The sequence below is a fragment of the Roseibium salinum genome, from assembly GCF_026240905.1.
Taxonomy (GTDB): Bacteria; Pseudomonadota; Alphaproteobacteria; order Rhizobiales; family Stappiaceae; genus Roseibium; species Roseibium salinum.
Map to the genome: position 1 here is coordinate 348,581 of NZ_JAPEVI010000002.1, position 18,807 is coordinate 367,387.

Annotated in this window: 19 protein-coding genes; 4 read left to right on the plus strand and 15 right to left on the minus strand. The window is 62.1% G+C overall.

What is annotated here, in order from left to right; translation table 11 throughout:
- Nucleotides 1–72: 72 nt before the first annotated feature.
- The 8 genes from ON753_RS03960 to ON753_RS03995 all read right to left on the minus strand — a co-directional run bounded on the left by ON753_RS03960 (nt 73) and on the right by ON753_RS03995 (nt 6,853).
- A complete protein-coding gene (locus tag ON753_RS03960; RefSeq protein WP_265961258.1) occupies nt 73–468 on the minus strand; it encodes a DUF982 domain-containing protein in 396 nt (131 codons plus the stop codon).
- 104 nt (nt 469–572) lie between these two features.
- Complete coding sequence (locus ON753_RS03965; protein WP_265961259.1) at nt 573–893, minus strand: DUF982 domain-containing protein; 321 nt, start codon at nt 891–893, stop codon at nt 573–575.
- Nucleotides 894–1,066: 173 nt separating this feature from the next.
- Complete coding sequence (locus tag ON753_RS03970) at nt 1,067–2,092, minus strand: ABC transporter ATP-binding protein (RefSeq protein ID WP_265961260.1); 1,026 nt, start codon at nt 2,090–2,092, stop codon at nt 1,067–1,069.
- Between the two features lie 31 nt (nt 2,093–2,123).
- Nucleotides 2,124–2,966, minus strand: a complete 843-nt coding sequence (locus ON753_RS03975; protein WP_265961261.1) for a carbohydrate ABC transporter permease — start codon at nt 2,964–2,966, stop codon at nt 2,124–2,126.
- Nucleotides 2,963–3,889: a carbohydrate ABC transporter permease gene (locus ON753_RS03980; protein ID WP_265961262.1), complete on the minus strand. Its 927-nt coding sequence runs from the start codon at nt 3,887–3,889 to the stop codon at nt 2,963–2,965. The genes ON753_RS03975 and ON753_RS03980 overlap by 4 nt, the downstream gene beginning before the upstream one ends.
- 11 nt (nt 3,890–3,900) lie before the next feature.
- Nucleotides 3,901–5,148, minus strand: a complete 1,248-nt coding sequence (locus ON753_RS03985; RefSeq protein ID WP_265961263.1) for an ABC transporter substrate-binding protein — start codon at nt 5,146–5,148, stop codon at nt 3,901–3,903.
- Between the two features lie 149 nt (nt 5,149–5,297).
- Nucleotides 5,298–6,092, minus strand: a complete 795-nt coding sequence (locus tag ON753_RS03990; RefSeq protein WP_265961264.1) for an SDR family NAD(P)-dependent oxidoreductase — start codon at nt 6,090–6,092, stop codon at nt 5,298–5,300.
- Nucleotides 6,089–6,853, minus strand: coding sequence for a FadR/GntR family transcriptional regulator (locus ON753_RS03995; protein ID WP_265961265.1), 765 nt, complete (start codon nt 6,851–6,853; stop codon nt 6,089–6,091). The genes ON753_RS03990 and ON753_RS03995 overlap by 4 nt, the downstream gene beginning before the upstream one ends.
- 125 nt (nt 6,854–6,978) lie before the next feature.
- Between ON753_RS03995 and ON753_RS04000 the strand changes: the two genes are divergently transcribed.
- The 3 genes from ON753_RS04000 (at nt 6,979) to ON753_RS04010 (ending at nt 9,384) form a co-directional block, all read left to right on the plus strand.
- Complete coding sequence (locus ON753_RS04000) at nt 6,979–8,121, plus strand: mandelate racemase/muconate lactonizing enzyme family protein (RefSeq protein WP_265961266.1); 1,143 nt, start codon at nt 6,979–6,981, stop codon at nt 8,119–8,121.
- 61 nt (nt 8,122–8,182) lie between these two features.
- Nucleotides 8,183–9,049 carry a DUF6772 family protein gene (locus ON753_RS04005; protein ID WP_265961349.1) on the plus strand — a complete coding sequence of 289 codons (867 nt, stop codon included), beginning with the start codon at nt 8,183–8,185 and terminating at the stop codon, nt 9,047–9,049.
- Nucleotides 9,049–9,384: a hypothetical protein gene (locus ON753_RS04010; protein ID WP_265961267.1), complete on the plus strand. Its 336-nt coding sequence runs from the start codon at nt 9,049–9,051 to the stop codon at nt 9,382–9,384. Before ON753_RS04005 ends, ON753_RS04010 begins: the two co-directional genes overlap by 1 nt.
- A gap of 28 nt (nt 9,385–9,412) precedes the next feature.
- Here ON753_RS04010 and ON753_RS04015 read toward each other — a convergent pair whose 3' ends face one another.
- Nucleotides 9,413–10,807, minus strand: a complete 1,395-nt coding sequence (locus ON753_RS04015) for an aminotransferase-like domain-containing protein (protein ID WP_265961268.1) — start codon at nt 10,805–10,807, stop codon at nt 9,413–9,415.
- A 117-nt stretch (nt 10,808–10,924) separates the two neighbouring features.
- Here ON753_RS04015 and ON753_RS04020 point away from each other — a divergent pair, with 117 nt between their 5' ends.
- Nucleotides 10,925–11,785: a DMT family transporter gene (locus ON753_RS04020; protein ID WP_265961269.1), complete on the plus strand. Its 861-nt coding sequence runs from the start codon at nt 10,925–10,927 to the stop codon at nt 11,783–11,785.
- 45 nt (nt 11,786–11,830) lie between these two features.
- On the opposite strand, the gene ON753_RS04025 is transcribed toward ON753_RS04020, so the two are convergent.
- The 6 genes from ON753_RS04025 to ON753_RS04050 all read right to left on the minus strand — a co-directional run bounded on the left by ON753_RS04025 (nt 11,831) and on the right by ON753_RS04050 (nt 18,798).
- The gene (locus ON753_RS04025; RefSeq protein ID WP_265961270.1) at nt 11,831–12,559 is read right to left on the minus strand and encodes a transcriptional regulator NanR; all 729 of its coding nucleotides are present in this window, start codon (nt 12,557–12,559) and stop codon (nt 11,831–11,833) included.
- 74 nt (nt 12,560–12,633) lie between these two features.
- Nucleotides 12,634–14,460, minus strand: coding sequence for a D-apionate lactonase (gene apnL / locus ON753_RS04030; protein WP_265961271.1), 1,827 nt, complete (start codon nt 14,458–14,460; stop codon nt 12,634–12,636).
- Nucleotides 14,457–15,488, minus strand: coding sequence for a Gfo/Idh/MocA family protein (locus ON753_RS04035; RefSeq protein WP_265961272.1), 1,032 nt, complete (start codon nt 15,486–15,488; stop codon nt 14,457–14,459). Before ON753_RS04035 ends, apnL begins: the two co-directional genes overlap by 4 nt.
- 27 nt (nt 15,489–15,515) lie before the next feature.
- Nucleotides 15,516–16,580, minus strand: a complete 1,065-nt coding sequence (locus tag ON753_RS04040) for an ABC transporter permease (protein WP_265961273.1) — start codon at nt 16,578–16,580, stop codon at nt 15,516–15,518.
- On the minus strand, nt 16,577–18,139 hold the full coding sequence (locus ON753_RS04045; protein WP_265961274.1) for a sugar ABC transporter ATP-binding protein: 1,563 nt from the start codon (nt 18,137–18,139) through the stop codon (nt 16,577–16,579). Before ON753_RS04045 ends, ON753_RS04040 begins: the two co-directional genes overlap by 4 nt.
- Nucleotides 18,136–18,798, minus strand: a complete 663-nt coding sequence (locus ON753_RS04050; RefSeq protein ID WP_265961275.1) for a DUF2291 family protein — start codon at nt 18,796–18,798, stop codon at nt 18,136–18,138. Before ON753_RS04050 ends, ON753_RS04045 begins: the two co-directional genes overlap by 4 nt.
- Between the last annotated feature and the right edge of the window lie 9 nt (nt 18,799–18,807).

Consider the following 18,807-nt stretch of genomic DNA (forward strand, 5'->3'; position numbering starts at 1 on the left):
GCTCGACGCAGCGGCATACGAGCTTTTCCAGGTCCGGCCCACGCGGTCGATCGCCATGCCTCGCGTTCCGGCTCAGCGCGTCGATCCCGCCGCTCGCCCGGACCGCAGTGATGCCTGCAGGCTGCCGGTGACCGGTGCGGTTTCAACGCCTCCGTCAAGAGCCGACGGTGCACTCTGCGCTTCAGCGATCAGGAGTTCGTGCCGTTCTGCAAAGGCGCAGAATGCGCCATAAACCGATTCTGCGTCAGCGTTCCCCGAGATACAGGCCCTGCAGGCGTTTCGCGCGGCCTCGTAGCTTTTGTCCCGCTGAGCGCAGGGCCAGTCTTCCAGAAGCGCATAGGCCTCGTTCACGCTATTGATCCGCGTGGGGAATCCTATCCCCACGAGTACAGGCACTGGCTGCTTGAAACGATACATGACGATGTCCCTTTCCTTGTGTTCCCTGGCAGCAAAGGACATGGCGCTCATGCCCGACTTCCTGCCGTGGGACAACAACGTCTGCGATGGCGATCAGATCCATTACGCGGCCATCAGGCCGGAAATTTAAGACCAAAATACGTCTGTGGACCTGATCAGCGTGCCAAAGTCGCGCCCGCCAGACCCGCCTGCGGGGACTGCGGGAGCCACGGCGCAGAACGCCGCCGGTGTCGGGGGAGGATCAAACCGGCGCTTGCCGCCGCCTTTGCAAGGCTTCGCCGCGCCTCGCCAGGCGCCCGCCAGCCGTCCAGCGCATCCCGGCAGATCACCCGGGCACGCCGCCAGTTCCTGTCGCGGGCCGCTGCCGGCCAGTCGTTTTCGAGACATTCGAGCGCTTCGAAACTGGATGTAACCATCCGTGCGCCCGTGTCGGGCAAATCCAGAACGACAGGTTCTGAAAATGCAATATCGTCCATTACATTCCTCCTATTGTCCTGTTTTCACTCGAAAACCAGCAAAATCGGTGACGCATCAGCATCTCCACTGAGCGAAATGGTGTCGGGCCGGCTTGTGTTCAAGCCTGCCATGCATGCGATGGCCGGGCCGCTGCCGCGGCGCCGATAGAAGCACCCGACGCGCTGCAGCGCATCTATTTGATGCACCGCTGCCCGGCCTGGTCGAAGAAGTGCAGATCCTTGAAATCCATCGTCAATCCGATGCGTTCACCGGAAACCGGCGTATCGCCGTTCTCGACGGCCAGGACGATTTCGCCACCCTCCAGCGTCACGTGCAGCATGGTCGCAGCGCCCGTATACTCGCTCACGGCGACCTTGCCGGTAACGAGACCCGCATCCGGGGCAACGACCTGCAGGTGCTCGGGACGCATGCCGACCTGCGTCGCCTTACGTGGAACACTGTCGGCAATCTGTCCGGCCACGCGTTCGACCGGCAGGATGTTCATGCGCGGGCTGCCGATGAACTGGGCGACGAACAGGTTGTCAGGGCAGGTGTAAAGCTCGCGCGGGGAGCCGATCTGCTCGATGAGCCCGTCGCGCAGCACCACGATCCTGTCGGCCAGCGTCATCGCCTCGATCTGATCGTGGGTGACATAGACCATCGTGTTGCCGAGCCGCGCATGCAGCGCGGCAATCTCCGATCGCATGTGGACCCGAAGTTCCGCGTCGAGGTTCGACAGCGGCTCGTCGAAAAGAAAAATCTCAGGATCGCCGACGATGGCTCGGCCGATGGCGACACGCTGGCGCTGTCCGCCGGAAAGTTCGCGAGGATAGCGATCGAGCAAACCGTCAAGCTTCAGGGTCGCGGATGCTTCCGCGACGCGCCGCGCCCGCTCCGCGGTCGGCACCTTGCGCACCTTCAGGCCGAAACCCATGTTCTCGCGCACCGTCAGGTGCGGATAGAGCGCATAGCTCTGAAACACCATCGCGACACCGCGTTTCGACGCCTGTACCTCGTTCACCCTTCGGCCCCCGATAAACAGATCGCCGGAACTGATGTATTCCAGACCCGAGATCATGCGCAGCAGGGTGGACTTGCCGCAGCCGGACGGGCCGACGAAAACGACGAATTCGCCATCGCTGATCTCAAGATCGATGCCCTTGATGATCTCGATCGAACCGAAGGACTTGCGGATGTCTGCAAGGGTGAGGCTGGTCATGGTCTGCTCGGTCTCTGGGGCTTGCAGGAGATCATCCCTTCACTCCCGACATTGCGAAACTCTCGATGATTTGCCGCTGCGCGATCAGGTAGACGATCAGGATCGGCACCACCGCCAGCGACGTGGCGGCCAGTTGCAGATGCCAGAGCGGCAGTCCGTAGGCATCCGTGAAGTTGGAAAGCGCCAGCGGCAGGGTGAACTTGTCGAGGCTGGACAGGAAGACCAGCGGCTCAAGGAAAAGATTCCATGAAAACAGGAAGGTGATAATGGCCACGGCGGCCAGCGCCGGCCGCGACATGGGCAGGGCGATCTTCCACCAGATGCCCAGGCGCGACAGGCCGTCCATCTTTCCGGCCTCCTCCAGCTCTTTCGGCAGCGCGACGAAGTACTGGCGCATGAGGAAGGTCGCCATGACACCATGCGGCCCGAAGACCGGAAGGAGGACCAGGGGAGCATGTGTATCCATCAGGCCGAGCCAGCGCATCAGGAAGAAATTCGGAATGATCGTCACCTCCTCCGGTACCATCAGGGCCGAAATCAGAAAAAGCATCAGCAGCCCCGCGCCCGCGAACCGCATCCGTGCCAGTGCGTAGCCGGCGAGCGACGACAGTATCAGTGTCAGGATCGTGACCAGGGAGGCGATATAAAGCGAGTTGAAATACTGCTGCGCGAAGGGCTGATACTCGAACACTTCGACGAAATTCGTCCAGCGCCACACGTGCGGGATCAGCGTCGGCTGCCCGAAGATCTCGGTTGCGCTCTTGAAGCCCGACGAAACCATCCAGAGAAACGGGAACACGAAAGGTACCGCCAGGATGGAAAGCGAAACCAGCCACATTGCCTGCTTGAGCCGGTCGAGTTGGCGTTGGGTCATGTTGCCCCTTTCCGGCGAAGGATCAGCTGGACGATGGTCAGCGCCAGGACGAGCATGAACATGATCATCGCGAGCGCGGACGCATAGCCGATGTTGAAGAATTCGAAGGCCTGCTCGTAGATGTAGAACGCCAGGACGAGCGTGCCGTTTTCCGGGCCGCCGCCGGTCATCAGGTAGATATGGTCGAAGACCTTGAACGAGCCGATGGAAGTGATCACCATGATGATCAGCGTCGTCGGCGCCAGCAACGGCCAGGTCACCATTCGGAACACCTGCCAGCCCGAGGCTCCCTCGAGACGCGCGGCTTCCTCATAGTCGCGCGGAATGGTCTGCAGCGCGGCTATGTAAAGGATCATGTTCAGGCCGACCATCTTGATCACGCGGGTCACAATGACCGCCGCCATCGCCCAGTCGGGTTCGCGCAACCAGTTCGGGCCGTCGATGCCGATTATCGCGAGCATCTGGTTCACGGTTCCGCCTTCGCCCTGCAGAAGAAACTTCCAGACGATCGCCCAGGCAACCGCCGATGTGACGACCGGCGCGAAGAACACGGTGCGAAAAAAGATCACGCCCCGACGCGGACGCGCGAGCGCAAGTGCCAGCATCAGGGCGAGCGCCATATTCATGGGCACCAGACCGATTGCAAAGACAATGGAGTTACGGATGACGTGCCAGAATTCCGGGTTTTCCTGAAGGGCGTGTTCGTAGTTCGCGAGACCGACGAAGATCTGTTCGCCTGACAGGAGGTTCCACTCCGACATCGAATAGAGGATGACGGCGATCAACGGCCCGAGAAAGAAAATCAGGAACCCGGCGAGTGTCGGACTGACGAAGAGCCATGCCTCGATCGCCTCGCGCCGTTTCAGTGTCAGCCAGGGCACACGGAAACCGCGGGCCCTGGTTTGATCGGTGGATCCGGTCACGCCTGCCGCCCTCAGAGTTGAGGCTCGATCGCCGCACAGACCGCCTTGAGGGAAGCCTCAACGTCGGCGTCCGCGCGCCAAAGCGCGTCGAATTTCGGCTTCTGGGCCGCCATGATCTGCGGGGCCTTCTCATGGCTGGGCAGGACGCTGCCCTGCTTGATCGCCGCCGCAACATGCTTCATCTGCTCTTCGGGTATGAGGGCATTCGCCTCGATGAAGGTATCGCTTTCAAGCACCGAGGCGCGCGCCGGCGGGAAGAACTGCGCCATGACGGCAACGTTCTCCTTGTTGGTCATCCATGCGATGAACTCCTTGGCGAGATCCACGTGCGGCGACTTCGCGAACACGACGAGACCTGCCTGACCGATCACCGGCGCTTCGCCTGCCGGACCGGACGGAAGAGGCGCGATGCCCCATTCAAAGCCGGCTTCCGGCATCTTCGATGCGCGCGAGATCTGATTGATCGTCATCGCAGAAGATCCGGAGAAAAAGTCGCCCTGCTCGCCCGGCGGAACGATCGACTTGTCCTTGAAGACCATGTCGTGGAGCATCTGGACAGCACTGACCGCTTCAGGATCATCGAAGCCGCATTCGCCGTTTGCCCATGCGTCTCCACCGTAGGCACGGATCGGCGGCATCACCGCGTGCATGATCCGCGTGTCATAGCCCTGGCCGTCCTTGAATTCGAAACCCCAGATACGCTCATCCGGCTTGGTGAGAGCCTTGGAGGCTTCCCGGAACGTCTCGAGTGTCCATTCGCCCTTTTCGGCGAGCGTCAGCGGGTCCTCGAGACCGGCTGCATCGAACATGTCCTTGTTGTAGTAGATCATGAAGGGCGAGGTGGAGAACGGAACGCCGTAAATCTCGCCGTCCCTCTTCCACAGGGCCATGGCCGGCTCGGAAAAGTCGGCAAGGTCGTAGCCTTCGGCGTTCTCCAGCGTGTCGGACAGCGGCGCAACCACATTGGCAGCCACGAAAGCGGGCATGGTGTCCTCGAACATCCATCCCAGATCCGGCGGATTGCCGCCGGCGAGCTGGAACGTCAGCTTCTGAACGTAGTCACCCGCCGGAATCGTCTCGAAGGTAACCGACACGTCCTCGTGCGTGGCCTCGAAGCCGTCAGCGATGTCGTTCAGCATCTTCAGGTGGGCTTCGTTGCCCGTCCACACGGTAAAGCGCAAGTCCTGCGCCAGGGCGCCGGAAGACGCGATTGACAGTGCCAGCGTGGACACCGCGACTTTCAATTTCAGGTATCTCATCAGTTTCCTCCCTTCGTATTTGGCCCGGACTCACAGGCGTGAAGCCGGCCCGCGTCAGCGGTTCATCGGCGTTCGGCATCTTCAGGCCGCAGACCCCACATCAACCGCCACAAGCAGTTCGCCCCCAATCCGTATTCCCCCGGCTGACGTCATGACGTCTCCCCCGGGAGAGCTCCCGGCGCGTCGCCGATGGTCCAGCCTCCGTCGACCGGGATGTTCGCCCCGGTCACATAGGCACCGGCCTCGCTGCACAGCATCAGTACCGGCCCGACACAGTCGTCCGGCCGGCCCTGCCGCCCCGCCGGGATCTTGGCCACAACGGCTTTCAGGAATTCCGGATCGGAATACCTGGCCGCGTTTGCCTCCGTTTCGATCGCCCCCGGCGAGAGGACGTTCATCGTCACGCCCTTGCGGGCGACCTCGCGCGCAAGGGCCCGGATCGCGGTGAGCTGGGCGGCTTTCAGCGACGCATAAACCAGCGCTTCGGCGCGCGGCCGGGAGGCCATCACACTGCCGGTCGCAACGACGCGGCCCCAGCCGCGCTCTGCCATCGCCGGCACCAGTTTCTGCGTCAGCATGATCAGGGCCTTGAAATTGACGGCGAAATGCGTGTCCAGAAGGTCGGGCGTGACATCGGTCCACGCAGTGCGCTTCTCAATGGCCGCGTTGGCGATGAGGATATCGACCGCACCGCGCCGCAGCGCGTCCTCCGCAAGGGCCTCGACGGCGGCGCCATCGTTAAAATCGGCCTCCAGGACCGAGGCCTCCCGGCCCTGGCTCCTGATTTCGTCGCGGACACGGCCGGCGCCGTCTTCATCGCCCTTGTGATGCAGAACGAGGTCGGCACCGTGACTGGCGAGGCCAAGCGCGATCGCCCGGCCCATACCGGTATTGGCGCCGGTGACGAGCGCTCTGCGACCAGACAGGGAGAAAAGATCGCTCACGTGTCGCTGCCCCTTGCCTCAAGTTTGCCGGCGACCTCAAGCGATGCAATGTCGGCGGCTTCGAAATGGATCACGATCTTTTCTTCCGCCAGATCCGCGTCGCCCGCTGCGATGGCCTCGTACAGCGCCCTGTGGCGGCCGATCGTGGCATCCCAGTCCTCGCGGCTGCGGTTCGCCCGCCGCGAAAACAGTTCGGAAACCTCACGCTGGACGGAACGCATGCCTTCCATCTGAAGCTGGATCATGGAATTGCCCGTCGTAGTCGCCATTCCCATGTGGAAGAGGATGTCCGCCTCCGTGAAGGCAGCCGGATTGCCGAGCCCCTCGCGCATGTCGGCGAGCGCACGCTCCATGGTCGCAAGGCCCGCCTGTTGCCGGCGCTGCGCGGCAAGCCTTGCAATTCCCGTTTCGATGACACGGCGCATCTCGTTCGCTTCCTGCAGCCTCTTCAGACTGTAGCGGACCGCATATCCGTAGATCTTCTCGAGCGGCTCCCCGTTCATTTTCCTGGCACGGGCCACCTTGCCCTGCTGGGTCGAAACCAGGCCGGCGGCGGTCAGCTGGCGCAACGCTTCACGAGCAATCGGCTTGCTTACGCCGAATTCGCGCGCGATTTCCCCTTCCGCAGGCAACGGCTCGCCCGGCGCGATCCGCCCATCGAAGAGCGCGGCCGCTATCGAATCCGAAACAAAATCGGCGAGCCGCGACGACGTGGCGGGCTTGGCGGAAAACAGCGGCTTCTTCTCGGTCAGATCGATCATCGTGGCTCCTTTTAAAAACAGACCTATCACATTGCTCGCAAACTTAGCAACTAAGTTTTCTAGTTGCCAAGTTGTCTTGTTGTTGTCTAAAAGAGGGAAAGCCTCAGCCAAACGGGAGACGAACCTTGTCCAACGACACTGTCGCCGGCGCGGACGTCAGGATCACTGATGTCATCGCTCATCCGCTGACACAGACCCTGCCCCGGCCCACGGTCACTTCGTGGGGCAAATACTCGGAAGTCTCGATCGTCCTGGTCGAAATCCGAACCGATGCCGGGCTGGTCGGCGTCGGGGAAACGCTGGCCCGCTTCTCCCCGAAGGCCTATGCGGAGCTCATCGAGACCTCGCTCAAGCCGCGCCTGGTCGGACAGAACCCCACGGATATCACTCGGCACTGGCGCTCCATGCGCCGCGCGCTCTCTGGCCGCGCCGGCGGCATGCTGATCGAGGCCATCGCCGGGGTGGACATCGCGCTATGGGACATTCTGGGAAAAATCGCCGGTCTGCCGATCTATCAGCTCCTGGGCGGCGTCGGCCGCACCGAGGTGCCCGTCTATGCGGCGTCGGTCAACTGGGGCAGCGACGAGTTCATGGACAGCGAGTTCGATCGCTACCTCGCCAAGGGCTTTCCGCGGGTCAAGGTGAAGGTCGCCAACCCTGTGCGCGACGCATGCCGGCGCATTGAACGCCTCCGCAAGCGTGCCGGCGACGATATCGAACTGTGTGTCGACGCGAACTGGGCCTACTCGCTGGAAGAGGCGGTCGAAGTCGGCCGCGCATTGACGGCGAACGGCTATTTCTGGTTCGAGGAACCGCTGCGTCCCGAGGACGAGCAGGGCTATGAAGAGCTGCACCGCCGGTGCGAAACACCGCTCGCCGCGGGCGAGAGCAACTACAGCCTCGACCAGGCGATGCGCCTCGTCTCCAACCGCACGCTTTCGTACCTGCAGCCCGACGTTGCGCGTTCTGGCGGCATCACCGAAACGCGCCGCATGGCGGAATTCGCCGCCGCCCATGACGTTGCCTACGCCCCGCATATCGGCATGTCGGGCATCGTCTGCGAAACGGCCAGCGTTCATCTGGCGGCGGCAATGCCGAACCTGCGCGCCATGGAGTGCGAGACCGACGAAAGTCCGTTCAAGACGGCAATCACCGGCGCGCTTCCGGGCGCCGACCGGCAGACCAACGGCATGTTGCCCGTCCCCACTGGCCCGGGCCTCGGCATCGAAGTCGATTGGGACGCGGTAGCCAGCCTGCGCGCCGGGTAGGCGCTGCTCAGAGGAGACGACATTGACCGACACTTCCAACATGAGCGGCCTTGCCGAAGCGATGCGATTGGCGACGCTGCGGGCGGATCCGGACCTTAGCCGCTTCGACCCGCTTGCACGCATCATCAGCCATAACCGTTTTTCCACCGGCCATGGCGGCTGGTCCCAACTCGTGGGAAACTACGAGGACGATCTCGACTCGATGCTGCCCGGCTACGCCCAGCACACAAGCCCGATGCTCTCCACCCTCGCCCATTGGGAGGCCGGCTCGCATGGCGGCTATGACAGTTCCTATGCGCTCAAGATCGCGACACGGCCCAGGAAAGGCGCGCAGAATGTTGCCATCAAGCGCCTGACCTTCCGCAAACGCTGTCCGATCCGCTTCGAGACCTATTTCACCTTCAAGCCCGAAGCCACGGACCTCAAACTCGGCGAGACCGATGTGCGCTCGGTCGGGCTGCTGTTCGACCTGCAGGGCGGCGACAGCGACGCGCATGCGCAGCGCGTCATGCCGCACTTGCGCTTTTTGAACGCCCTTGATGGCGAGCACGTCCAGAAATGGCAGTTCAAGCGCCAGAGTACCGAGTTCAGGCCACTGGGAACGAGCGACAAGACGCTCAGCCACTATCATCTTTCGCCGGACGGCTGGGAAGACCTGCCCGGAGGCAACCAGCGGCTCTGCTACAACGAGATCCCGACAAAGGTGAACTGGACCTATCTGCGCTTCGATTTCGACCTTGCGTCCATGCAGGCGCTGGCATTCCAGTGCAACGACAGGATCTTTGACATGTCCGACTTCGACTCGATCCGGATGCCAGCGATGAAGAACCTGTGGTGCATGCTGAACTTCGCTCTGTTTGCGGAGACCGATACGGACAAGCGGGCGTTTCTCTATGTCGATTCCGTCTGCATTTCAGGAGACTTCTGATGCTTCCGGAGAACATCTCCGCCATCGTCGCACGCAACGAGCGCTGGACGGGTCATGCCGCGAGCGAACCATACGAGGCCGGCTGGGCCCGCGAAGCGGTCATTTTCGTGCGGGCCGTCAAGGACCCCGTGGGCGAGCAACCGAAACTCCGTGTCGAAATCTCGCCGGACGGCATGCACTGGATCGCGGAAGGCACCGAGGTCCAGATGCCCTCGGCAAAAGACGGCCTGGCAGCCGCACGCCTCACGCAGTTCGGTGGTTGGCTGAGGGTCTCGGCAGATTTCGCCGACGGATCGGAGGCGACCGTTCTCGTCACGATTCACCTCAAGGCGTGACCGGGGCTCGGAGAGCCCATTCGGCCCGTTATCGTGCTGCCATGGCATTTTCCAGGACGTGAAGTACCCGCTTGTCGGCCATCTGCGCAACGTTGAAGCGCATGAAGGACGCCGCGGATTGCGAAGGGCTGAAAACGTTGCCCGGCGCTAGGATGACATTCTCCTGCGCGCAATGTTTCGCGACCTCCCCGGTATCGATCCCCTCGGGAAACCGGCACCAGAGATAAAAACCGCCGCGTGGCTGCGTCCAGGGCGTGATGCCCAGTGGCGCAAGCCTTGCGGCTGCGCTTTTCCGGGCTGAGGACAACCGCCCTCGTATCTCGACGAGATGCTTGCGGTAGCTGCCGCCCGACAGCACGCCGGCGAGCAATTCGGCCGCCACCGGGCTGGGTCCGCCGAAACTGGTCGCTACCTGGAGATCGACCAGGGCGTCTATCCAATCGGCACCGCCGGCAATATACCCGCACCGAATTGAGGCAGAGAGCGTCTTGGAGAACCCACCGATCTTGAGGACCCGGTTCAGACCGTCGAGCACGGCAAGCCGCGGCGAGGGATCGGGCTCGAGATCGGCAAATGTGTCGTCCTCGACGATCGTCAGATCATGCGCCCCGGCCAGAGTGAGCAGCCGATAGGCGACCTGCGGCGAGATTGTTGCGCCGGTCGGATTGTGTAGCGCGGAATTGGTGAGGTAGAGGCGCGCGGTGTTGTCGGTCAGAATGACCTCAAATGCATCCAGATCCGGCCCGTCCGGCGTATAGGGGACACCGACCAACCGTACCCGATGCGCCTGAAGAAGGGCATGGAAATTGAAGTATCCCGGATCGTCAACGAGCACGGTGTCGCCGGGCTGCAAGAGCAGCCGACAGATCAGATCCATCGCCTGAGAGGCAGAGGCGGTCAGCATGACCTGTTCGGGGGCCGCAGGCAGGTTCTCCTCCGCAAAGCGGCCAAGCAGATACTGGCGGAGGGCAAGCGATCCATGGGCGCCGGCGTAGTTGGTCAGGACCGCTTCCCCGGACTTCGCCAAGGCTCGCAGGCCTTTGCGCAGTTCGTTGTGCGGCATCCAGTTTTCCGGAAGCCAGCCGCAGCCCGGTTGCAGCGCTCCAGGTCTGGGGTCGAGCGACTGGCGCGACACCCAGAACGGATCCACGTTGCGCGGACGTGTCGCTCCCATCTCCGCCACTTTCATCGGCGGCAAGTTCCTGCCCGTGACGTAAAACCCGGAACCTCGCCGCGCATGGATGATGCCTTCGGCCGCGAGGCGGTCATAAGCCTCGACAACGGTGGAAGGCGAGACGCCCATGGTCCGGGCGAAACGCCGGATCGACGGCATACGGTCGCCGGGCCCCAACGCACGGCTGGCGATGCGGTCACGCAGACTGTTCATCAGCATTTCGGTCTTCGTCAGCGACACGTCGTTCATCTCGGCCTCCGACTGTATGGATCACCGCGACCATACAGTTTGGTCATATTGTATTGTACTGTATCTGTGTGCGCCAGTTCCCGCCTTGTAAAGGAGAACCCAGGAAAGAGAGGCACCATGGACAAACGACTGGCGGGTTGGGGCAGCGGATTTCTCGGCGTGTTGATCTTCAGCGGATCGCTTCCTGCCACGCGCCTGGCGGTAGCGGATTTCACCCCGCTTTTCCTGACATCTGCCCGGGCGGCGATCGCGGCCTTGCTCGGGGCCCTGTGCCTGTTCACGCTACGCCAGGCTCAACCGGAGCGGCGGGACCTGCTGCCGCTCGCCATAGTCGCGCTCGGGGTGGTGATCGGCTTTCCGCTCCTCACGGCCCTGGCACTGCTGCATATCACGGCGGCGCATTCCATTGTGTTCATCGGCCTTCTCCCGCTGTCGACAGCAGTTTTCGGCGTGATCCGGGGCGGCGAGCGACCGCAACCTGCTTTCTGGCTGTTCTCGATGCTCGGGGCCGCGACGGTCGCTGGATATGCCTTGTCGCAAGACGGCGGCGGATCGCTCACAGGGGACCTCCTGATGCTCGCGGCTATCGTGCTGTGCGGCCTGGGCTATGCCGAAGGCGCGACCCTGTCCCGCCGGTTGGGCGGTTGGCAGGTGATTTCCTGGGCACTGGCCCTGTCCCTGCCCGTCATGGCCCTGCTCACCGCGGCAACCTGGCCGGAAAGCTTCAGCCACGTATCGGAAACCGGCTGGATCAGCCTCGGCTATGTCGCCGTCTTCAGCATGCTTGTGGGCTTCGTCTTCTGGTACCGCGGCCTTGCGCTCGGCGGGATTGCGGGCGTGGGACAACTACAGCTCTTGCAGCCCTTTTTCGGGCTGATGCTGGCGGCCGTGCTCCTGAGCGAAGCCGTGCCGTGGACGATGATCGCCAGCACGCTGGTCGTCGTGCTCTGCGTGGCGGGCGCCAGGCGCTTTGCCTGACGTCTGCCGAAGCGCCTGTCGGTCCATGCGCCTGACGATGTTTCGTCAGTTCTGATGACGATAAAGATCCTGGGACCTGTTCAGGTGTGAGCGCATTGCGTTTTCGGCGTCGGCAGCAACGCCGCTCGCAATGCAGTCGACGATTTTCGAATGCTCGTCGAGGGTCACGTTTTCCCGGCCGGACCAGATCAGCAAGTCCGTGTGATAGGTAAACAACCACGTCAGCATGGCATCGCTGACGGCGGCGAAGATCGGGTTTCCCGATATCGAGGCGATCTTGTTGTGGAACGCAATATCCGCCTTGATGAACTCGGCGGGCTTGCCGAGCATTGTCGCCTGGTCGGCAACAAGTTGCTTCAGTTCAAGTATGTCCGCAGGCACCGCTTTTTCAGTGGCGATCTTGACCATGCCGACCTCGAACAGCCGCCGCGCTTCCTTGAGGTGTTCCAGGTTGTCGGACGATGCGGAAAGGAGCATCCGCGCGACCATGTCCATCTGCCGGAAAGCCAGATCTGCGGAGAGTTCGCTGACCCGGGACCGTTCGCCCTGAGATATCGTAATGAGACCCTGGGTGTGCATGGACTGCATGGCCTCTCGCACGGCGGGCCTGCCGACACCGAACCGTTCCATCAATTCCCTTTCGGAAGGCATTGGGTCCCCGGGCGCAAGCTCGCCGCGCACGATCATTTCGCGCAGACGGTCAAAAACCTGATCTGACAGTTTGCGCCGGACAATCTTGTCCTCGTCGGCCCCCAGGCCTTTCCAGTTGTCCATGATCCGCTGTCCAGTACGTCTTATCGTTATGCTGCTGTCCTTATATCGCGGAGTCCTCGGCGGCGAAAACCCGTTTATGGCCAGACTATCTCGTAAGGCCCGAGTGTTGCGGTCGCCGCGTGCCGCACCTCTACCGGCCGCCCCGTCAGGTTTGCCATCAAGAGCGTCGGCTGCCCGCCCGTTGCCACGCCCAGTGCCGCCACCGAGCGGGGATCATCGGTGCTGCACGTCAGGTATGGCAGGCCGCTCAGTCGGGCCAGGCATTTGACGAGTCGACCGATCGGCAAAAGGTCATCTCCGGATTTCGTCACAACGCCGCGCGGCCCGGCAAAGGCAGACGGCACCCACTGTTGCAGTCCGGCCGGGGCAATTGCCGCTGCATAACCGAGGGTCCAGGCAGCGGCAAAAAGGCCGCGCTGGCGCGGATCGTCGGAACTCATGCAGATCCGTTCCTCATTCGGGTTGGGGAAAGTGCGCGCGCCGTACGGGTTCTGGCGCATGCCGATCGTCGTTGGCCCCAGCCGGTACGGCATGTCCGCCCTGATGATCGCCCTGGCGGAGCGGGTTATGTGCGGCAGGGTCTCCAATGTCTCCATCACGCTCTCATCGTCCGCCGCGTGAACGATAGGGTTCGTCGCATGGGTCACGAAATCCAGGAGCCCGGTTGGCGGCCGCTTGCGGTTGAGCTCGGTGAAATAGCTGAACATGCCCCCACCCAGCACCGTCCGCGGAAACGCCTTCCTGGCTGCTTGATAAATGTTTTCCAGCGGCGGACAATCCGGCCAGCTGCTGCCTGGCGGCGTCGACTGGCGATCCACGGACGGACACACCGCCAGCGATGCCGGTTCCAGGCCGCTCTCCGCGATCATCTCCGCGAGGCGTGCGAACTCCGCGTCCAGATCGCCTTCACAGGCAACCACGTATTCAAGATCGAAGGCGGCCGGAAATGCTTGCTGGAGTTCCCTGAAAGCCCTGAGATCCTCAACTCCGTGGGACGCGGTCGGATCGAAGTGGCACAGGATCGCCTGCGGCCCGATATCGGACAGCAGCCCGACGCTGCCAAGTGCCTGGGCAACGTCCTCCGGGTTTACAAGCAAGCCAATCCGGGGGAAAGTCGCGCCCGTCGGCCCGTTCACAGTGATGTCAACCGGCGACAACGCGTCGCTTCGTCCGATCCGACCGGCCGCCCTGGCGGAACCGGTAACCTCGATCTGAAGATCGACGGCCTGCGTCAGCTCGCTGGACGCCGGAACGACGTATGGCCAGGGCAGCTCGAGAGGGCGGACATAGGTCTTGAAGGACGCGTCGGACCAATTGCGCTGATCCTCCATCTCAAAGTCGTCGCCTTCCATCCTGCAACACGCCTTGAGATGGGCCGCCGGTGCATGGGTGAGCGCCCGGATGGACTTGAATGGCTGCCAGGGTTCGATCAGTTCCGGGAAAACCGTCTCTTCCACGGATCCATCGCAGTGCTCAACAGTGACCGGAGCTCCCGCAAGGCCGTTTATCGGATGAAGCACCGTGAAGCCGCAACGGTTGGTTTCGAAGTCCTGGCCGGCAACGGCCCTGGCCGTGAAGGTCAGGCGGCCGGAACTTGCGCCTTGAATGCGCGTTTCGACGGTCAGATCCGCACCGTCGTTCGAATATCCGGCCAGATAGGTGACATGGAAACCTGAACGGGTTTCCTCGATTCCGAGACGGCTTATCTTCGGGGTCAGCGTGCCCCAGTTCCTGTCTCTGACCACATAGGAAATCGCCCGAAGCACTTCGTGGCCGTCGTACCTGATGTAGCGGAGATTGCCGTTCTCCAGCCGCGCCTCCAGCGGACCGGCGCGGAGAACCCGGCCCTGGACGGGAGGTTGCTGCGTGCCAAAGAGCCGTGTGGCATCCGTGCGGGTCATCGCGCCTCGTGTCCTGTCGTCAGGCTTCGGCTTCCTTCGGCCGCGGAGCGGTAGGCGGCTTCGACGAGCTCCAGCGTTTTCAGGTTGTCCGCGCCCGACGTTTCGGGAACGGACGAGATATTGAGACACTCGACAAAATGCTGCTGGATGTTCAGGACACTCTCCTGAATGTTGTGCCAGGGACGTTCGGCCCAGGGCAGCAATGGAGGGGAAACGTCGTTCCGGTGGGTTCCCTCAGCGTTGTGGACAACGAGCTGGTAGTCGGCCATCAGCCGCAAGGTGCCTCCGCTGCCGTCGATTTCAATCAGGGTTTCGGGGAAATGTTCGCGGGGCAGACGGGTCGCATAGCTGCAGTCGACGATGCTGGTAGCCCCGTCCTTGTGAACGAGCATCATTGTCGCCACGTCCTCGGCCCTGATAGCCGGATTAACGCGTTTCGTGCTTGCCGAAATGGTCGCAACGTCTCCGAAGAGAAATCGTGCGACATCCAGAATGTGGATACCGAGATCCTGAACGATGAACCGTTCATCCGTCGCCAGATAGGGCTGACCCGAATAGACGTCGTAGGCCGAGCGGAAACTGACGCGTCCCCAGAAAGGCGTTCCGAGCGCCCCACTGTCGACTTCCGCCTTCACCCTGCGAACAGGTGATTGCCAGCGGAAATTCTCGTGCACCATCAGCGTTACACCCGCTGCGCGTGCCGCAGCGGTCATGGCGCGCGCATCTTCCATCGTGTCCGCAAACGGCTTTTGGCAAATGATGTTCACCCCGGATGCGGCGGCCAGTTCCACGAGGGGAAGATGGGTCTGGACGGTTGTCGCGATGTCGGCGAAATCCAATTGCTCCGCTTTGAACAACTCGGCCGCATCCGTATAGGTCCGCTCGATGCCGAAGCGTTCCGCCGTTTCTCTCAGCCGGCCCTCGTCCCGGTCGCAAAGGGCGATCATGTCGGCGCCCTCAACCGCCGCCCAGGCGTGCATGTGGTTCTGAGCGAAGAAACCGCAACCGATCAGCGCTCCCTTTTTCATCCAAGTCTCCTTTGCCGTTGAAGCACTTTAACCGGCCGCAGTCTGCTGTTGCAGAGCGACCCGCGCCTGAAGCCGCTGCTGTGCCTGGTCGACCACGACTGCTGCGATGATCACGAGCCCTTTTATGACGGTTTGCCAGAATGAGCTCACACCCATCATCACCAGGCCGTCCGACAGAACACCGATAACGAAGGCCCCGATGATCGTGCCGCCGATGCGTCCGCGTCCGCCGGACATAGATGTTCCGCCCAGAACGGCCGCGGCAATGGCATTCAGTTCAAAGGTTTCTCCGGTGGCCGGATGTGAGGCCACAAGCTGCGAGGAGATCACGAGACCGACAATCGCCGCGCAGAAACCCGAAAACATGTAGACGAACATCTTGACCCGCTTGACCTTGACCCCTGACAAGGCCGCGGCCCTTTCATTGCCTCCGACAGCATAGATATGTCGCCCAAGGGGAGTGCGGCCGGCAATATAGGCGGCTGTCAGCCCGACGGCGATCAGGAGCCAGATGGAAATGGGTATGCCCAGAACGGTTCCCGCGCCAAGCAGATAGAAACCGGTGGACCCGTAAGCCTCATTCCCGACGAGGTTTGGAAAGGTTGCCCCCTCCGAGGACAGCAATGCCAGGCCGCGCGCGACATAGAGCGTGCCGAGTGTCGCAATGAAAGGAGCCACGTTGAGACGCGTGATCAGCGCTCCATTGATCGCTCCGACGAGAACACCGACCGCCAGCGTGATGAGAATGATCTCGAAAATGTTGAAGTAGAGAGAATAGCCGATCCCCAGATCGACGCCGTTCAGGATCAGCCAGCCGGCGACCATGCCGCACAATCCGACAATCGAGCCCACCGACAGGTCAATACCGCCCGTGATAATGACGAATGTCATGCCAATGGCCAGAAATGCGTTCAGCGCCACGTGTTTCGACATGATCACGAAATTGGCGGTGCTCAGGAAATTTGGCGCAGCGATCGAGAAGAACGCAAAAACGGCGATCAACGCGATGAAGGTCCTCAGCTTCAGCAACAGCAGGACCAGTGGCTGTCCTTGTGACACTGTCTGGCTCTGCGTGGCGGCGATCGAACTCATCCTTGTTTCCTCCCATTCGTGTAACCGGTTTTCCCGGTCGGTGCATGGCCGATCGCCGATGCCGCGATGATTTGTTCTTCAGTCGCGTCGGTTCCGTCGAACTCGCCGGTGATGCGTCCGTTGGACATGACGATAATTCGGTCGGACAGCGACATGACCTCTTCAAGATCCGAGGTGACGAAGAGAATGCCCAGCCCGTCGGCCGCCAGCCGGCGCATGGTGCGGAAGACTTCCGCCTTGGCGCCGATATCGATGCCGCGGCTGGGTTCGTCCATCAGAAGCACCTTCGGCGACGTCATCAGCGCCTTGCCGATGACCACCTTCTGCTGGTTGCCTCCGGACAAGGAACTGACGGGGTTTTCCATGCTCGCGATCTTGATGGTGAGATCCCGCACGAACTTGCCGACCGTTTCCCGCTCCTGCCTGAGGCTGAGATGGATGCCTTTCACGAATTTCGTCAGGCTCGAGAGCGACATGTTTTCCCGAACGGGTAGGATCTGCACGAGCCCTTCCGTCTTGCGGTCTTCGGGAATGAGCGCAAGCCCCCGGGAAATCCGCCCCGCAACGTCCGGCTCATCGAGACGCTTGCCCTCGACAAAGAACGAGCCGCTGCAACCAGGATGTTGCGCCATGATGCATTCGAAGAATTCGGAACGTCCGGCGCCCATAAGGCCGTAAATGCCGACAATCTCGCCGGCGCGCAGGGAAAGCGAGACGTGATCGACGACAAACTTGCCGGTCTTGCCGACAAGGCAAACATCTTCGCTTCGGAAGACCTCGTCGCCGAATTCGTGCTCGACCGATTTTGCAAAATCCTTCGTCGCCGCGCCGATCATGTTCTGCACGATCCAGGCGACATCGACTCCCTCCATCGACCGCGCACCCGTGCGCATTCCGTCCCTCAGGACCGTGATGTAGTCGCCAATGCGGATCAATTCTTCCAGCCGATGCGAAATGTAGACGATCCCGACGCCGCGCTTCTTCAAGTCGTCGATCACCCTGAAAAGTATTTCGACTTCCGCCGCGCTCAGTGCCGAAGTCGGCTCGTCCATGATCAGGATACGGGCATCCTGGGCAAGCGCCCTGGCAATCTCGACGATCTGCTGTTCACCTATGCGCAGGTCGGACACCAGCGCATCGGGGGAAATATCGTGTTCCAGCCGCTTCAGCAGGTCGGCGGCCTCCTTCTTCTGATCCTGGGCGGCAATGTCGATGCTGGCACGGGTTTTCTCCCGGCCAATGAAAATGTTGTCGGCGACGGTCATGTTGGGAAACAGGTTCAGTTCCTGAAACACGATGCCGATGCCATGGGCTGCTGCGGCGCGGGTATCGGGAAAGGACACGCTCTGGCCATCCATCAGGATCTCGCCCGATGTCAGTTGCTCCACGCCGGCGATCACCTTCATCAGCGTCGATTTGCCTGCACCATTCTCGCCGACGAGCACATTGACGGCCCCCAGGTGGACATCGAAATCGACCTCCTTCAGCGCCCGGGTGCCGGGATAGACCTTCGTTGCGCCCCGCACGGACAATCCGATCTTGTGACTGGGCGCGGTCATTGCTCGCCGACCTCGACTGAAATGGGCGTTACCAGGAAGGGCGGCCCGTCACCGCGGACGGTGAAGGCTCCTGTCGCCCGCACCTTCTGCCCCACGAGGTTATCGCGCGGAAGGTCCTCGAGCGCGGCCTCATAGGCGCGCGCGTTCAGGGCGCGCGACAGGTGAGCAAACTCGATCTGATCGGTAAAGGAGGAAAAGTCGACGAATGGCAGTATGTCCCTGAGCGCGGTGCCGCGGATGACCGGGCCAAGCTGCAAGGTCACATCCGCTTCCCCGTCCCCGTTCACATCCACATCGGCGGTGGCTGCCCGGGTGTCCGTCTTTGCGGCCACGATCCTGCCGTTCATCCTTGCGGCAAAGTTCCACGGGCTGCCCTCGCTGGTCGGCCGGTACCCTTGTGCCTCTCCGGCGGCCTGCAGATCCTTCTTGATCGCGGCGGCGAGCGTCTTCATGTCCGTCGCGGTTTGCTCAAGGTGGGGCACGACCTGGCTCTCCCAGATCTCCGCCACAAGCGTGTTCATGTCACCGCCCGGCTGACTGGAGACAACCTTCTGTCCCTGCTCCTGCGCAACGATGTCGTTCTTTTCCAGTTTGCATCCGCCAAGGCCGACGGCCGCAATCATGGCCAGGCAAATTGGCGGAGTGGAGCCGCGTATCACTGTGAAACC

Bases quoted from the DNA above. Each gene is read 5' to 3' on its own strand.
- ON753_RS03960 (WP_265961258.1), bottom strand. From the start codon at position 468: ATGAGCGCCATGTCCTTTGCTGCCAGGGAACACAAGGAAAGGGACATC.
- ON753_RS03965 (WP_265961259.1), bottom strand. From the start codon at position 893: ATGGACGATATTGCATTTTCAGAACCTGTCGTTCTGGATTTGCCCGAC.
- ON753_RS03970 (WP_265961260.1), bottom strand. From the start codon at position 2,092: ATGACCAGCCTCACCCTTGCAGACATCCGCAAGTCCTTCGGTTCGATC.
- ON753_RS03975 (WP_265961261.1), bottom strand. From the start codon at position 2,966: ATGACCCAACGCCAACTCGACCGGCTCAAGCAGGCAATGTGGCTGGTT.
- ON753_RS03985 (WP_265961263.1), bottom strand. From the start codon at position 5,148: ATGAGATACCTGAAATTGAAAGTCGCGGTGTCCACGCTGGCACTGTCA.
- ON753_RS03995 (WP_265961265.1), bottom strand. From the start codon at position 6,853: ATGATCGATCTGACCGAGAAGAAGCCGCTGTTTTCCGCCAAGCCCGCC.
- ON753_RS04005 (WP_265961349.1), top strand. From the start codon at position 8,183: ATGCGATTGGCGACGCTGCGGGCGGATCCGGACCTTAGCCGCTTCGAC.
- ON753_RS04010 (WP_265961267.1), top strand. From the start codon at position 9,049: ATGCTTCCGGAGAACATCTCCGCCATCGTCGCACGCAACGAGCGCTGG.
- ON753_RS04015 (WP_265961268.1), bottom strand. From the start codon at position 10,807: ATGAACGACGTGTCGCTGACGAAGACCGAAATGCTGATGAACAGTCTG.
- ON753_RS04020 (WP_265961269.1), top strand. From the start codon at position 10,925: ATGGACAAACGACTGGCGGGTTGGGGCAGCGGATTTCTCGGCGTGTTG.
- ON753_RS04025 (WP_265961270.1), bottom strand. From the start codon at position 12,559: ATGGACAACTGGAAAGGCCTGGGGGCCGACGAGGACAAGATTGTCCGG.
- apnL (WP_265961271.1), bottom strand. From the start codon at position 14,460: ATGACCCGCACGGATGCCACACGGCTCTTTGGCACGCAGCAACCTCCC.
- ON753_RS04035 (WP_265961272.1), bottom strand. From the start codon at position 15,488: ATGAAAAAGGGAGCGCTGATCGGTTGCGGTTTCTTCGCTCAGAACCAC.
- ON753_RS04040 (WP_265961273.1), bottom strand. From the start codon at position 16,580: ATGAGTTCGATCGCCGCCACGCAGAGCCAGACAGTGTCACAAGGACAG.
- ON753_RS04045 (WP_265961274.1), bottom strand. From the start codon at position 18,139: ATGACCGCGCCCAGTCACAAGATCGGATTGTCCGTGCGGGGCGCAACG.